14 protein-coding genes are annotated in these 14,809 nt (G+C 60.3%); 6 read left to right on the forward strand and 8 right to left on the reverse strand.

Features of this window, described 5'->3' with window-relative positions:
• Positions 1 to 15: 15 nt before the first annotated feature.
• On the reverse strand, positions 16 to 1,575 hold the full coding sequence (locus J4D25_RS07630) for a sigma-54-dependent transcriptional regulator (RefSeq protein ID WP_057715922.1): 1,560 nt from the start codon (positions 1,573 to 1,575) through the stop codon (positions 16 to 18).
• 394 nt (positions 1,576 to 1,969) lie between these two features.
• Here J4D25_RS07630 and phhA point away from each other — a divergent pair, with 394 nt between their 5' ends.
• The 5 genes from phhA to J4D25_RS07655 all read left to right on the forward strand — a co-directional run bounded on the left by phhA (position 1,970) and on the right by J4D25_RS07655 (position 6,373).
• The gene (phhA, locus tag J4D25_RS07635) at positions 1,970 to 2,755 is read left to right on the forward strand and encodes a phenylalanine 4-monooxygenase (protein WP_057715923.1); all 786 of its coding nucleotides are present in this window, start codon (positions 1,970 to 1,972) and stop codon (positions 2,753 to 2,755) included.
• A 105-nt stretch (positions 2,756 to 2,860) separates the two neighbouring features.
• Positions 2,861 to 3,217, forward strand: coding sequence for a 4a-hydroxytetrahydrobiopterin dehydratase (locus J4D25_RS07640; protein ID WP_007938547.1), 357 nt, complete (start codon positions 2,861 to 2,863; stop codon positions 3,215 to 3,217).
• Complete coding sequence (locus J4D25_RS07645; RefSeq protein WP_057715924.1) at positions 3,217 to 4,410, forward strand: amino acid aminotransferase; 1,194 nt, start codon at positions 3,217 to 3,219, stop codon at positions 4,408 to 4,410. The genes J4D25_RS07640 and J4D25_RS07645 overlap by 1 nt, the downstream gene beginning before the upstream one ends.
• Positions 4,411 to 4,888: 478 nt before the next feature.
• Positions 4,889 to 5,074, forward strand: a complete 186-nt coding sequence (locus J4D25_RS07650) for a hypothetical protein (protein ID WP_057715925.1) — start codon at positions 4,889 to 4,891, stop codon at positions 5,072 to 5,074.
• Between the two features lie 99 nt (positions 5,075 to 5,173).
• Positions 5,174 to 6,373 carry an MFS transporter gene (locus tag J4D25_RS07655; protein ID WP_057715926.1) on the forward strand — a complete coding sequence of 400 codons (1,200 nt, stop codon included), beginning with the start codon at positions 5,174 to 5,176 and terminating at the stop codon, positions 6,371 to 6,373.
• Here J4D25_RS07655 and arfB read toward each other — a convergent pair.
• The 7 genes from arfB to J4D25_RS07690 all read right to left on the reverse strand — a co-directional run bounded on the left by arfB (position 6,370) and on the right by J4D25_RS07690 (position 14,125).
• A complete protein-coding gene (gene arfB / locus J4D25_RS07660; RefSeq protein WP_057715927.1) occupies positions 6,370 to 6,783 on the reverse strand; it encodes an alternative ribosome rescue aminoacyl-tRNA hydrolase ArfB in 414 nt (137 codons plus the stop codon). The two genes, J4D25_RS07655 and arfB, sit on opposite strands and share 4 nt — an antisense overlap.
• 239 nt (positions 6,784 to 7,022) lie before the next feature.
• Entirely contained in the window at positions 7,023 to 8,444 is a 1,422-nt protein-coding gene (locus J4D25_RS07665) for an amino acid permease (RefSeq protein WP_057715928.1), read from the reverse strand.
• A gap of 863 nt (positions 8,445 to 9,307) precedes the next feature.
• Positions 9,308 to 10,528: a 23S rRNA pseudouridine(2605) synthase RluB gene (gene rluB / locus J4D25_RS07670; protein WP_057715929.1), complete on the reverse strand. Its 1,221-nt coding sequence runs from the start codon at positions 10,526 to 10,528 to the stop codon at positions 9,308 to 9,310.
• 288 nt (positions 10,529 to 10,816) lie between these two features.
• The gene (gene scpB, locus J4D25_RS07675) at positions 10,817 to 11,788 is read right to left on the reverse strand and encodes an SMC-Scp complex subunit ScpB (protein ID WP_057715930.1); all 972 of its coding nucleotides are present in this window, start codon (positions 11,786 to 11,788) and stop codon (positions 10,817 to 10,819) included.
• A gap of 11 nt (positions 11,789 to 11,799) precedes the next feature.
• Positions 11,800 to 12,558: a ScpA family protein gene (locus tag J4D25_RS07680; protein ID WP_181456712.1), complete on the reverse strand. Its 759-nt coding sequence runs from the start codon at positions 12,556 to 12,558 to the stop codon at positions 11,800 to 11,802.
• Positions 12,559 to 12,618: 60 nt separating this feature from the next.
• Entirely contained in the window at positions 12,619 to 13,248 is a 630-nt protein-coding gene (locus J4D25_RS07685; RefSeq protein WP_032829738.1) for an L-threonylcarbamoyladenylate synthase, read from the reverse strand.
• 13 nt (positions 13,249 to 13,261) lie between these two features.
• The gene (locus tag J4D25_RS07690; protein WP_057715932.1) at positions 13,262 to 14,125 is read right to left on the reverse strand and encodes a PHP domain-containing protein; all 864 of its coding nucleotides are present in this window, start codon (positions 14,123 to 14,125) and stop codon (positions 13,262 to 13,264) included.
• Positions 14,126 to 14,212: 87 nt separating this feature from the next.
• On the opposite strand from J4D25_RS07690, the gene J4D25_RS07695 reads away from it, so the two are divergent.
• Positions 14,213 to 14,809, forward strand: coding sequence for a septation protein A (locus J4D25_RS07695; RefSeq protein WP_057715933.1), 597 nt, complete (start codon positions 14,213 to 14,215; stop codon positions 14,807 to 14,809).

Here is a 14,809-nt window from a genome sequence, read left to right on the forward strand (position 1 = left end):
TATTTGAGTGAGTTTTTAACGCTCCAGTTTGCCTATTTCATATTCACGCAACTTGTTGGCAATCGTTGTGTGGGAAACACCCAGTCGCTTGCCGAGCAATCGGCTGCTGGCATGTTCCGAATAAAGCCGTTCCAGCACCGCCTTCTCGAAACGCCCGACGATCTCGTCCAACCCACCCTCCAGCGAAAAATCGCCAAGGGGCTGACGCACGCCATAATCCGGCAGACGAATATGCTCGGCCTTGACCGTGCCGCCGTCGCATAGGGAAACCGCCTGGAACAGCACGTTCTCCAGTTGCCGCACGTTACCCGGCCAATGGTAATGGCTGAGCCGCTCCATGGCCGCCGGCGCCAGCTTTGGCAACGAGCAGCCGATCTGCCGACTGGCCTGATCGAGGAAGTGCTCCACCAGCGGCGTCAAGCCGTCGAGGCATTCGCGCAACGGCGGGATGTGCAGCGACAACACATTCAAGCGGTGGTAGAGGTCCTGGCGGAACTCACCGCGAGCGCACAATTCGGACAGGTCGACCTGGGTCGCGCAGATCACTCGCACGTCGAGGTAGACCTCTTCATCACTGCCCACACGACGGAAGCAACCGTCCTGCAAAAAACGCAGCAATTTCACCTGCAAACGCGGGCTCATTTCCCCGACGCCATCGAGAAACAGCGTGCCGCCCGCCGTCAGCTCCAGCAGCCCGAGCTTGCCTTCGGCCCGCGCCCCTTCAAAGGCACCCGGGCCGTAACCGAACAATTCCGTCTCGGCCATGGACTCCGGCAGACCGGCGCAATTGAGCGCCATCAACGGCGACTGCCCTCGAGGGCTGGCCAAGTGGCAAGCCCGCGCCAGCAACTCTTTGCCGGTGCCGGTTTCCCCTTCGATCAACAGCGGTGCATCCAATGGCGCCATGCGCCGCGCTTCGCGCACCACGGCGGCCATGACTTTCGAGCTTTGGAAGATGCTGTCGAAGCCGCGCAACTCCTGCTTGCGCACGTTGTAGATGCGCTCGCCCACCCGGTCGGCGCGGTGCAATGTCAGCACCGCACCGGCCATGGCCTCGCTGTCGTCATGCTCCGATTGCAGCGGCGCGATGTCGGCCAGGAACACATCCCCCTTGACCTTGACCCGCAGCCCGTTGATCCGCGACTTGTTGGCGCGCACCAGTTCCGGCAAATCGAAATCCTCGGCGTACCGCGACAGGGGAATCCCCGGTACCTCGTCGACGCGCACCCCGAGCAACTGCGCCGCCGCACGGTTGGCCGCGACAATGGAACCGCCCATGTCGATCGACAGCACCGGAAACTCCAGCGCACCGAGCAGTGCATTGAGTTCCATGTGCCGACGCTCGCTGGGCATCAGCCCTACACGCTTGACGCCAAAGACCCCGGCAATCGCTTCGAATTTCGGACGCAAGGCCTGGAACTGAATGTTGATCAGGTTTGGGCAATGCAGGTAGATGGCATTGCCATGCTCCCCCCCCACCTCACCGCGGGCCACGTTGATCCCGTACTCCACCAACAGGTTGAGAATGTCGCGCAGGATGCCGATGCGGTTCTGGCAGTGGACTTTGATACGCATATTAAAGGCCCGAAAATGCAGTGAGTGAGGTTGAGGTCCTGTGGGAGCGGGCTTGCTCGCGAAAGCGTCGGCATAGCCAACATTGATGTATCAGACAGACCGCTTTCGCGAGCAAGCCCGCTCCCACAGGGGTATTGCGGTGCGCGTTCGATCGCATTTTTCTTTCGAGGCACCCAGATAGTCGTCAAGATTATGTGACAGGCAAAGCGTTTTTCAAACCAGGAAATCCCAGTAGCTGCGCGACCGCGACCAATTCGTAACGAAAATTTTACGAATGTCGAGGGATTTTCCTGCGCGTAACGCCCCGCAGCTGCTGCAACAGTGCAATTCATGGGGTATTTCTAGGTCCATAGCAGTACATAACAAGAACGAAATCCCCTAGCAGGAGAGCAGCATGAAGCAGACGCAATACGTGGCTCGCGAGCCCGATGCGCAAGGTTTTATCGACTACCCCGCCGAAGAACACGCGGTGTGGAACACGCTGATCACTCGTCAACTGAAAGTGATCGAAGGGCGTGCGTGCCAGGAGTACCTGGACGGTATCGAAAAACTCGGTCTGCCCCACGACCGCATTCCTCAACTCGGCGAAATCAACAAGGTCCTCGCTGAAACCACCGGCTGGCAGGTTGCCCGGGTTCCCGCACTGATTCCCTTCCAGACCTTTTTCGAATTGCTGGCCAGCAAGCAGTTTCCGGTGGCGACCTTCATTCGTACCCGCGAAGAACTGGACTACCTGCAAGAGCCGGACATTTTCCACGAGATCTTCGGTCACTGCCCGCTGCTGACCAACCCGTGGTTCGCCGAATTCACCCACACCTACGGCAAGCTCGGCCTCAAGGCGTCCAAGGAAGAACGCGTGTACCTGGCGCGCCTGTACTGGATGACCATCGAGTTCGGCCTGCTCGACACCCCGCAAGGCCAGCGCATCTACGGCGGCGGCATCCTGTCCTCACCGAAAGAGACTGTCTACAGCCTGTCGAACGAGCCTGAACACCAAGCCTTCGACCCGCTGGAATGCATGCGCACGCCTTACCGCATCGACATCCTGCAACCCCTGTATTTCGTTCTGCCGAACCTCAAGCGCCTGTTCGACCTGGCCCACGAAGACATCATGGGCATGGTCAAGCAAGCGATGCAGATGGGTCTGCACACGCCGAAATTTCCGCCAAAGGCCGCGTGAACCGCGACTTTTGCTGACAAGTGAGTCTGTCAGTCACCGTCGCTTTGGTTTAGCGTGACGGCACTGTCGACCGATATAAAAACACTCGATTACAGGAAACACACCATGTCCACTTTGAACCAAGCCCATTGCGAAGCCTGCCGCGCCGACGCCCCACAAGTCAGCGACGAAGAACTGCCGATCCTGATCAAGCAGATCCCGGACTGGAACATCGAAGTACGTGACAGCGTCATGCAGCTGGAAAAGGTCTTCCTGTTCAAGAACTTCAAGCACGCTCTGGCGTTCACCAACGCCGTCGGCGAAATCTCCGAGGCCGAAGGCCATCACCCGGGCCTGCTGACCGAGTGGGGCAAAGTGACCGTGACCTGGTGGAGCCACTCGATCAAGGGCCTGCACCGCAACGATTTCATCATGGCCGCGCGCACTGACGAAGTGGCGAAGGACGCTGAGGGGCGCAAGTAATGCATTTCGACGCCATCGGTCGAGTGCCTGGCGACCCGATTCTGGGCTTGATGGAGGCCTACGCGCAGGACCCGAACCCGCGCAAATTCGATTTGGGCGTGGGTGTCTACAAGGACGCCCAGGGCCTGACGCCGATTCTCGAGTCAGTGAAGCTTGCCGAGCAGCGCCTGGTGGATCACCAGTCCACCAAGACCTACATCGGTGGTCACGGCGAACCGGCGTTCGGCAAAGCGATCAATGAACTGGTGCTCGGTGCCGACTCGAAGCTGATCAGCGCACAACGCGCCGGCGCCACCCAGACTCCGGGCGGCACCGGGGCTTTGCGCCTGAGCGCGGACTTTATCGCCCAGTGCCTGCCAGGGCGTGGCGTGTGGTTGAGCAACCCGACCTGGCCGATCCACGAAACGATTTTTGCGGCAGCCAAGGTCAAGGTCAGCCACTACCCGTACGTGGGCAGCGACAACCGTCTCGACGTCGATGGCATGCTGGCGGCGCTCAATGAAGCGCCCAAGGGTGACGTGGTCTTGCTGCACGCCTGCTGCCACAACCCGACGGGTTTCGACCTGTCCCAGGATGACTGGCAACGGGTGCTGGAGGTCGTACGCAAGCGTGAATTGCTGCCGCTGATCGACTTCGCGTATCAAGGATTCGGCGATGGGCTGGAACAGGATGCCTGGTCGACCCGGCTGTTCGCCGCCGAGTTGCCGGAACTGTTGATCACCAGTTCCTGCTCAAAGAATTTCGGCCTGTACCGCGACCGCACCGGCGCGCTGATTGTCTGCGCGAAAACCGCCGACAAGCTGGTGGATATCCGCAGCCAACTGGCCAACATCGCCCGCAACCTGTGGTCGACGCCGCCGGATCATGGCGCTGCCGTTGTAGCGACCATCCTCGGTGATCCAGAGCTGAAACGCCTGTGGGCCGACGAAGTTGAAGCGATGCGCCTGCGTATCGCCCAACTGCGCAGCGGTTTGGTGGAAGCGCTGGAGCCTCACGGTTTGCGCGAGCGCTTTGCCCATATTGGCGTGCAACGCGGAATGTTCTCCTACACCGGCCTGTCGCCTGAGCAAGTGAAGAACCTGCGCGATCATCACAGCGTTTACATGGTCAGCTCGGGCCGGGCCAACGTGGCCGGCATTGATGCCACGCGCCTGGACTTGCTGGCCGAGGCGATTGCCAGCGTCTGCAAGTAACCCTCGGGCACTGCAATCCCCCTGTGGGAGCGAGCTTGCTCGCGATAGCGGTCTATCAGTCAACATCATCGTTGAATGACACTCCGCAATCGCGAGCAAGCTCGCTCCCACATTTGCTTCTGCGTAATTGTTACTTATCTGTCTATACAACCCCATCCGTCGAAACAAATGGATATAAAAGTCCGTTTGTCATTTTCAGTGCTGTATCCTGCCCAGGCTTTTTTAAAGCGCGGATCTACCAGATCTATCAACAGACTTAGCGAGGAGCGCAACCATGCACGAGATTCCTAATCTCCCCTTCCCAAGCCTGCACGTACCTGAGCAGACGACCACGCAGCAAGCCGGAGCCCAACAGCCCGAGCCGAAAGAAGCCACTGACAGCCGCCAGGCTGACAGAGAAGACTGAAACACCCGCCGTACAGACCGTGTGGAAAGCGCTACCATGCGCTTTCCACACTGCCTGAAACGAGAACTTTCCATGACCGATGAATTCAGCGAAGCGCAGGCCAGCGTCCTGATCGGCACCGCCGAGAAAATGATCGAGATCTGGAATCGCCTCTCTCCCGAGAAACAAGCCGCTTTGCTCGCCCGCTTCGGCACCCAGGAAAATGCGCTGGCCGCCCTGGTCACCACGCAACTGGTCGCTCCCGTCAAAGCTGAATGACACCGCCCGGTAAATAGTTTTACTTTTTCACAACCGACGACCGTCCACACCGCTATCATAAGCAGCCTATCTATCCTGCTTTACCGTGGACCTTTCCCCATGCCTGAAAACCAGCGCCCCCTGGCGGTCACGCTGCAAGTCGTTTCCATCGTCCTTTTCACCTTCATTGGCTACCTGAACATCGGCATCCCCCTGGCCGTATTGCCCGGCTACGTCCACAGCGACCTGGGTTTCGGCGCGGTGATCGCGGGTCTGGTGATCAGCGTGCAATACCTGGCCACCCTGCTCAGCCGCCCCTATGCCGGGAAGATCATCGACAACAAGGGCAGCAAACTGGCTGTGATGTATGGTCTGGCCGGTTGCGGTTTGAGCGGTGTGTTCATGCTGGTCTCGGCCTGGACCCAGAGCCTGCCGACCTTGAGCCTGATCAGCCTGTTGATCGGCCGTCTGGTGCTCGGCAGCGCCGAAAGCCTGGTGGGCTCGGGCTCGATTGGCTGGGGCATCGGCCGGGTCGGTGCGGCGAACACCGCCAAGGTCATCTCCTGGAACGGTATCGCCAGCTATGGCGCACTGGCTGTCGGCGCGCCCCTGGGCGTGCTGCTCGTCCATCAACTGGGCTTGTGGAGCATGGGGGTGAGCATTGTATTGCTGGCCGTTCTCGGCCTGCTGCTGGCCTGGCCGAAAACCGCCGCACCGATTGTTGCCGGTGAGCGCCTGCCGTTCATGCATGTGCTGGGGCGAGTGTTCCCCCACGGTTGCGGCCTGGCCCTGGGCTCCATCGGCTTCGGCACCATCGCCACCTTCATCACCTTGTATTACGCCACGCAACACTGGGACAACGCGGTGCTGTGCCTAAGCCTGTTCGGCGCCAGCTTCATCGGCGCGCGCTTGCTGTTCGGCAACCTGATCAACCGCCTCGGCGGCTTTCGCGTGGCCATTGCCTGCCTGTCAGTGGAAACCCTGGGATTGCTCTTGCTGTGGCTGGCACCGGATGCTCATTGGGCACTGGCGGGTGCGGCGCTGAGCGGCTTCGGCTTTTCGCTGGTGTTTCCGGCACTGGGCGTGGAGGCGGTCAACCTGGTCCCGGCCTCCAGCCGTGGTGCAGCGGTCGGCGCCTATTCGCTGTTCATCGACTTGTCGCTGGGGATCACCGGGCCGCTGGCAGGGGCGATTGCTGCCGGGTTCGGGTTCGCTTCGATCTTCCTGTTCGCCGCCCTCGCCGCGCTCAGCGGTTTGATGCTGAGCCTATACCTGTACCGGCAGGCGCCGAAGCAACGCGAAGCGCGGGACGCCCGCTAGAAGTCGACCTTGCCGCGCCCGGCCTTGATGTTACCGCGCTTGCTCTTGGATTCGAGGCGACGGGTCTTCGAGCCGAGGGTCGGCTTGGTCGGACGGCGCTTTTTCTCGACCTTGGTGGCACTGAGGATCAACTCGGTCAACCGCAACAGCGCATCGGCGCGGTTCTGCTCCTGCGTCCGGTACTGCTGGGCCTTGATGATCAACACACCGTCGCTGGTGATGCGACTGTCGCGCAGCGCCAGCAGCCGCTCCTTGTAGAACTCGGGCAAAGACGACGCAGGAATGTCGAAGCGCAGGTGCACGGCGCTGGAAACCTTGTTGACGTTCTGCCCACCCGCGCCCTGGGCGCGAATGGCCGTCAACTCGATCTCGGCATCCGGCAGCTGCACGTTGTTGGAAATCACCAGCATGGAAAAGCGTCCGTATTCAGAGTGTGCAGGATACCGCGAATAGATGGGAGGAATCCGGACCTTGTGGGAGCGAGCTTGCTCGCGAATGCGGAGTGTCAGTCGACTTGAATGCTGACGGTTAAACCGCTTTCGTCGGAACGCCGCCCGGAGCAAGCCCGCTCCCACAAAGGGATTTATGTGAACCCCGAAAAAAAACAAACCCGGCACATGGCCGGGTTCGTTGTTTCTGCGTTCTGCGTTTACTTCGCCGCAGAGCCGGCAACCTGCAGTGCATGTTGCGCACTGCGCTTGTTCTTGATGCCGTAGCAGACCCACATGAACACGAGCCACACTGGAATCGCGTACACCGATGTCTGGATCCCCGGAATCAACAACATCACACCAAGGATGAACAATACGAACGCCAGGCAGATGTAGTTGCCGTACGGATACCACAAGGCCTTGAACAGCGGCGTCTGTTTTGTCTTGTTCATGTGCTGGCGGAACTTGAAGTGCGAGTAGCTGATCATCGCCCAGTTGATCACCAGGGTGGCCACCACCAGCGACATCAGCAGTTCCAGCGCGCTGTGCGGAATCAGGTAATTCAGCAGTACCGCGATCAGAGTCACGGCGGCCGAGGCCAGGATCGAGCGCACCGGCACACCGCGCTTGTCGATCTTCGCCAATGCCTTTGGCGCATCGCCTTGCTCGGCCATGCCCAGCAGCATGCGGCTGTTGCAGTAGGTGCCGCTGTTGTACACCGACAGCGCAGCGGTCAGGACCACGAAGTTGAGGATGTGCGCAGCGGTATTGCTGCCCAGCATCGAGAACACTTGCACGAACGGGCTGCCGCTATAGGAATCACCGGAAGCGTTCAGGGTGGTCAGCAAGCTGTCCCACGGCGTCAACGACAGCAGGATCACCAATGCACCGATGTAGAAAATCAGGATCCGGTAGATCACCTGGTTGATCGCTTTCGGAATCACGGTTTTTGGCTTGTCGGCTTCGGCAGCGGTGAAACCGAGCATTTCCAGGCCACCGAAGGAAAACATGATGAAAGCCATGGCCATCACCAGACCCGTGACACCGTTCGGGAAGAAGCCACCGTGGGACCACAGGTTGCTGACCGCAGCTTGCGGGCCGCCATTGCCACTGACCAGCAGGTAGCTGCCCAGAGCAATCATGCCGACGATCGCCACGACCTTGATGATCGCAAACCAGAACTCGGCCTCGCCAAAGACTTTGACGTTGGCCAGGTTGATGGCGTTGATCAGCACGAAGAAGGCAGCTGCGGAGGCCCAGGTCGGGATGTCCGGCGCCCAGTAGTGGATGTATTTGCCGACCGCTGTCAGCTCGGACATACCCACCAGAATGTACAGAATCCAGCAGTTCCAGCCCGACAGGAAGCCGGCAAAGCCACCCCAGTACTTGTGCGCGAAGTGGCTGAAGGAGCCGGCCACCGGATCTTCGACGATCATTTCACCCAGTTGGCGCATGATCATGAAGGCGATGAAGCCGCAGATGGCGTAGCCGAGGATCATCGACGGGCCGGCGGATTTCAGCACCCCGGCCGAGCCGAGGAACAAGCCGGTACCGATCGCGCCACCGAGGGCGATCAATTGAATGTGGCGATTTTTCAGGCCGCGTTTCAGCTCGCCTGATTGCGGGTTTTGTCCACTCATGAAAAGGGTCTCACGCAAGGTTTGATGATGTTCAGTAGACGTTGCTGCTCAAGAAAGGCGTTAAGCGGCACCGATCAAACCCCAGCGCAGGCACCAGGAGTTCAGCGTAATTACAACGGTCATGCGTCACCTGTTTGTTTTTATCTGTGACGAAATCGAACCCGACACGCTCGTGACGCGACGGAGTGAACAAGGCGGATAGCCTTGAGGTTTGCGCAGATGCGCAGGAGGTCACAGGTAAAACGCGGCGCATTGTACACCTGTAACCCCCTGCTGCCAGACCCGCTGGACAAGCGTGTCTATGGCCGGGATTGCCTGTGTCCGCCCCGAGAGGCTCGGGCGGCTGCAAAAAATGGGTCAGATCCTTGCGGATCATCGACGCAGACGGCGCCAAACACGCCACTCGCGGAGAGATGAAAACGGATTGCGGCGTTCATTGCGCCTCCTTTTTGTTATGCACCTGCACGACAGGCATGGCGCGCATAACACCCTGCATGGAGCGGTGAAACAAGCGGGCCAGAGGGTCGGAAGGAGGAAGGAAGACGCTGAAGCGTAAGCGTTTTCTTACGGTATCCAGGGGATGGCGATTCCACGGGGTTAATCCGTGGTTTTTGTCAGGATTTCTTTACATGGCGTAAACCATGATTTCCATATTGGAGGTCTCAGCGCGACGACTGACGCCATCGCGAGCAAGCTCGCTCCCACATTTTAATCGCGATTCTCCGAGCAAACTCATCACCCTGTGGGAGCGAGCTTGCTCGCGATGGCGCCCTCAAAAACAATACGGACATAAAGCCAGACGAAAAAAAACGCCAACCCGAAGGTTGGCGTTTTTCACTTGCCGCTAACAGCTTACCGCTGCCTCACTCCGGCTTGCGGCGACCGAAGCCTGGACGCTGGCCGGAACCGGCCGGTGCGCCACGGCGCTTGCCCGATGGCGTATCACCGTCGACCAGCTTGATCCCCGGACGCTTCGGCGCAGGCTTGGCCGGGCGCTTGGTGTCGGCCGGGCGATCGGCTACCGGCGTACCACGACCTTCGCCACGCTCGGTACGGCCGTTGGCCGGACGTGGCGTACGTGGACCGCGTTCGCCGTCCTGACGGGCAGCAGGCTTGCGCCCTGGACGCTCGCCTTCGATCTGCGGCTCGCGGCTGGCACGAGGCGCGGCAGGTGCGGCGGCTGCACCAGTGGCTGGACGCAGGGTACGAACGCGTTCGGTCTTGGCCATCGGACGCGACGACTTGCGCTGCATCCGGTCAAGCTTGTCCTTGCTCTTGGCGTTCATCTGCGGCATCGCGACCGGCGTCAGGCCGACCTCGGCACTCAGGATGTCGACTTCGTACTGGCTCATTTCGCGCCAGCGGCCCATCGGCAGATCGGAGTTGAGGAACACCGGGCCGAAACGCACGCGCTTCAGACGGCTGACCACCAGGCCCTGGGATTCCCACAGGCGACGAACTTCGCGGTTACGACCTTCCATCACCACGCAGTGATACCAGTGGTTGAAACCTTCACCGCCTGGCGCCTGCTTGATGTCGGTGAACTTGGCCGGGCCGTCTTCAAGGACAACGCCAGCCTTCAGACGCTCGATCATCTCGTCATCGACTTCGCCACGCACACGTACCGCATATTCACGGTCCATTTCGTAGGAAGGGTGCATCAGGCGGTTGGCCAGTTCACCGTCGGTGGTGAACATCAGCAGACCGGTGGTGTTGATGTCCAGACGACCGATGTTGATCCAGCGGCCTTCTTTCGGGCGCGGCATCTTGTCGAACACGGTCGGACGGCCTTCCGGGTCAACGCGGGTGCAGATCTCGCCGTCGGGCTTGTTGTACATGATTACGCGGCGCACCGACTCGGCGGCCTCTTCGCGCTTGATCACCTTGCCATCGATGGTGATGGCGTCGTGCATGTCGACACGCTGGCCAAGGGTGGCGTCTTTGCCGTTGACCTTGATGCGGCCGTGGCTGATCCAGGCTTCCACGTCACGGCGCGAGCCGACGCCGATACGGGCGAGGACTTTCTGCAGTTTTTCGCCTGCTGGGCCGATTGGCTGATCGTCTTGCTGGTCTTTGATACTCATCTGGGCACCTCCCGGTGTGGTCTGAAAACTGGGTACTTGGGCGAAGGGATCGCCGAAGGGTCGCGAATCATACGCGCATGAGGGCGTTTGCGCATCAGAGACTAGCTGATCAAGGCAAGGTTATTTGCTTTTCCGCCGACCGGTGACACGCAACTTGATCATTCGGCGATCACAACCCCCTGTAGGAGCGAGCTTGCTCGCGAAAAACCCAATGGCGCCACGGGCATCCGGATGTGCGCGTCATCGTTCACGACCATCGCGAGCAAGCTCGCTCCTACAGGATCGGTGTCAGTCCTCGAACTGGCGCCGTTCGGCCTCGATGGCTTCGGCCAGGGCCTGGGCTTCGGCTTCTTCATCCGACAGTTCGGGCTCGGGCTTCGACTGTTCGAGGGCAGCCACGGCGGCCAGGAGTTTTTCCCGGGCTTCGGCGACACCGAGGATGTCGTCTTCTTGCTCCGGTTCAATTTCCGGTTCAGGCTCGGGCTGTGCCGCTTCGACTTCTGGCTCGATAACCGACTGTTCCGGATCGAATTCAGGCGACGCCCCATCACGCAGCAAATCGTCGAAATCGGTCTTGATCCCCTCCTCCATGCTGTCCAGTTCCAGCAGCAGCGTGTGGAAACTGGTTTCTTCCTTGGGCTCTTCCGGTTCGGCACTGGCGTCGGCCAGTTCCTGCAGGGCTGCCGGTACCGGGGCATCATCGAAGTCGAGCACCGGATCCGGTTCCAGCTCGCGCAGTTCCGCCAGCGGTGGCAGGTCGTCGAGGTTCTTCAGGTTGAAGTGATCGAGGAACGCCTTGGTGGTGGCGAACATCGCCGGCTTACCGGGCACATCGCGGTAGCCGACGATGCGGATCCACTCGCGCTCCATCAAGGTCTTGACGATATTGCTGTTGACCGCCACGCCCCGCACGTCTTCGATTTCACCGCGGGTGATCGGCTGGCGATAGGCAATCAGTGCCATGGTTTCCAGCATGGCCCGGGAGTAACGCTGCGGGCGCTCTTCCCACAGACGCCCGACCCAAGGCGCAAATTTCTCGCGAATTTGCAGGCGATACCCCGAGGCCACTTCCTTGAGTTCAAACGCGCGGCCATCGCAGGACTTGGCGAGAATCGTCAGGGCCTTCTTGAAGACCGGTGGCTCCGGGCGTTCGCCTTCTTCAAAGAGTTCGAACAGGCTTTCCAAAGATTGCGGCTTTCCCGAGGCCAACAGAAAGGCTTCAAGCAAGGGTGCCAGATCACGGGGTTCAGTCAGGTTCATGTTTCGACTCGTTATTCGGCTCGGGCTCGCACGTGGATCGCGGCAAATGGCTCATTCTGCACCAGCTCGACCAGGGATTCCTTGACCAATTCAAGGATCGCCATAAAGGTCACCACCACCCCCAGGCGCCCTTCTTCAGCGGTGAACAGCTCGACAAACGGTACGAAACCGCCGCCCTTGAGGCGCTCCAGCACATCGCTCATGCGTTCGCGGGTCGACAGCGCTTCGCGGCTGACCTGATGGCTTTCGAACATGTCGCCACGGCGCAACACCTCGGCCATGGACAACAGCAGCTCTGACAAGCGCACATCCGGCAACAGCTTGCGTGCCCGGGCCTCCGGGGCGTCAAGCCTGGGCACCACCACATCGCGACCGACGCGACTCAGGCCGTCGATGCCTTCGGCGGCAGCCTTGAAACGCTCGTATTCCTGCAAGCGGCGGATCAGTTCGGCGCGCGGGTCTTCCTCTTCGTCTTCGACGGTTTCGGCCCGTGGCAACAGCATCCGCGACTTGATCTCGGCCAGCATCGCCGCCATCACCAGGTATTCGGCGGCCAGCTCCAGGCGCACCGACTGCATCAATTCGACGTAGCCCATGTACTGGCGAGTGATTTCCGCCACCGGGATGTCGAGGATGTTGATGTTCTGTTTGCGGATCAGGTACAGCAGCAGGTCGAGCGGGCCTTCGAACGCCTCGAGAAAGACTTCGAGGGCATCCGGCGGGATATACAGGTCCAGCGGCATTTCCATGACCGCCTGGCCATAGACCATGGCGAAGGGCAGTTCCTGCTGGGCTCCGGCCTGACTGTCGACGGGTTCTACTGCGGACATCTAGGCCTCGACCATGAACGGCGCAGGGTCGCCGCAACCAACGCGAATGACTTCCGGCTCGCCGTCGGCGAGGCTGATCACGGTGGACGCCTTGATCCCGCCGAAACCGCCGTCGATGATCAGATCGACCTGATGTTCGAGCAACTGGCGCATTTCGTGCGGATCGCTCAACGGATCTTCATCGCCTGGCATGATCAGGGTTACGCTCATCAACGGTTCGCCCAGCTCAGCCAGCAGCGCCAGGGCAATCGGGTGGCTCGGCACACGCAGGCCGATGGTGCGTTTCTTCGGGTGCAACAACAGCCGCGGCACTTCGCGGGTGGCGTTGAGAATGAAGGTATACGGCCCCGGCAGATGGGCCTTGAGAATGCGGAAAGTGCCGGTGTCGATCTTGGCGAACAGCCCCAGTTGCGACAGGTCGCTGCAAATCAGCGCGAAGTTGTGCTTTTCATCCAGCTGCCGCAGACGCCGAACGCGCTCCACGGCTACCTTGTCGCCGATCTGGCAACCTATGGCGTAGGAAGAGTCCGTGGGATAAATCACCACCCCGCCCTTGCGGATGATCTCGACCGCCTGTTTGATCAGGCGCGCTTGCGGGTTTTCCGGATGAATCTGGAAAAATTGACTCACATTCTCTACCTGTTCAGACGGCGGCAATAATTGGGTCATGTTTGAATCGACACCATAGCGGTGGCAGATCCTCCGGGAGTGGCCGGTATTCACCGATCTCCGACCAGCCTCCGGGGCCATGAAAATCACTGCCGGCACTGACCAGCAGACCGAACTCGCGGGCCAGAATGGCCAGGCTGCCCACTTGCTCGGCAGGCTGGTAACCATTGACCACTTCGATGGCGTGGCCCCCTGCTTGAATATAGTCGGCAATCAGGCGACGTCGCTTGCTGCGCGTGAATTCGTAGTGCCAGGGGTGTGCCAGACTCACCCAGGCCTTGGCCGCGCGCAGGGTTTCGACGGTTTCCTCCAGGGTCGGCCAGTGTTGCTTGACGTCGCCCAGCTTGCCGGCGCCCAGCCATTTGCGGAACGCCTCGGCGCGATCCTTGACGAAACCTTCACGCACCATCCAGTCGGCGAAATGCGGGCGGGCCGGCGCGTTACCGCTGTCGCCCAGCTCCTGCTGGATCTCCCGGGCGCCTTCAAGCGCCCCCGGCATGCCTTTGAGCGCCAGTTTGCGGCTGATTTCCTCGGAGCGTAGCCAGCGGCCATCATGCAATCTGGCGATGGCCTCGACCAACGGCGCGGCGTTGACGTCAAAACCGTAGCCCAGGATATGAATGGTCGCGCCGCCCCAGGTGCAGGACAATTCGACGCCGTTGACCAGTTGCATCCCCAGCGCGGTAGCCGCGTGCCGGGCCTCGTCGAGGCCCTCGAGGGTGTCGTGATCGGTCAAGGCCAGGACTCGCACGCCTTTCTCGAACGCCCGCGCCACCAGAACCGCAGGCGCCAGGGCGCCATCGGAGGCCGTGCTATGGCAGTGCAAATCAACATTCACAGGGCTTTGTAACCTCAAATAAGCTGGCGCTATCGCGCGCCCATATGTTTGTTATTATGCCGCCACATCCTGCTTCTGGCTGCCACTGTGAAACAATTCATCGATTTCATCCCGCTACTGCTGTTTTTCATCGTCTTCAAAATCGACCCACAGGTCGTCGACATCGCCGGTCATGAGATCACTGTAGGCGGTATTTACAGCGCCACCGCGATGCTGATCGTCAGTTCCCTGGTGGTCTACGGCACACTGTTCATCAAGCAGCGCAAGCTGGAGAAGAGCCAGTGGCTGACCCTGATCGCCTGCCTGGTCTTCGGCAGCCTGACGCTCGCGTTCCACAGCGAGACGTTCCTTAAGTGGAAAGCCCCGGTGGTCAACTGGCTGTTCGCCCTTGCGTTCATCGGCAGCCACTTCGTCGGTGACAGCCTGCTGATCAAACGCATCATGGGCCACGCGCTGACCTTGCCGGAGCCGGTCTGGACGCGCCTGAACATCGCCTGGATCGCCTTCTTCCTGTTTTGCGGTGCCGCCAACCTGTTTGTCGCGTTCACCTTCCAGAGCTACTGGGTCGACTTCAAGGTCTTCGGCAGCCTGGGCATGACTTTGCTGTTCCTGATCGGCCAGGGCATCTACCTGTCCCGTCATCTGCACGATGCCGACACCACAACGCCAAAAACCGAGGACTGA

Source organism: Pseudomonas sp. GW456-L13, assembly GCF_017350115.1.
GTDB lineage: Bacteria > Pseudomonadota > Gammaproteobacteria > Pseudomonadales > Pseudomonadaceae > Aquipseudomonas > Aquipseudomonas jessenii.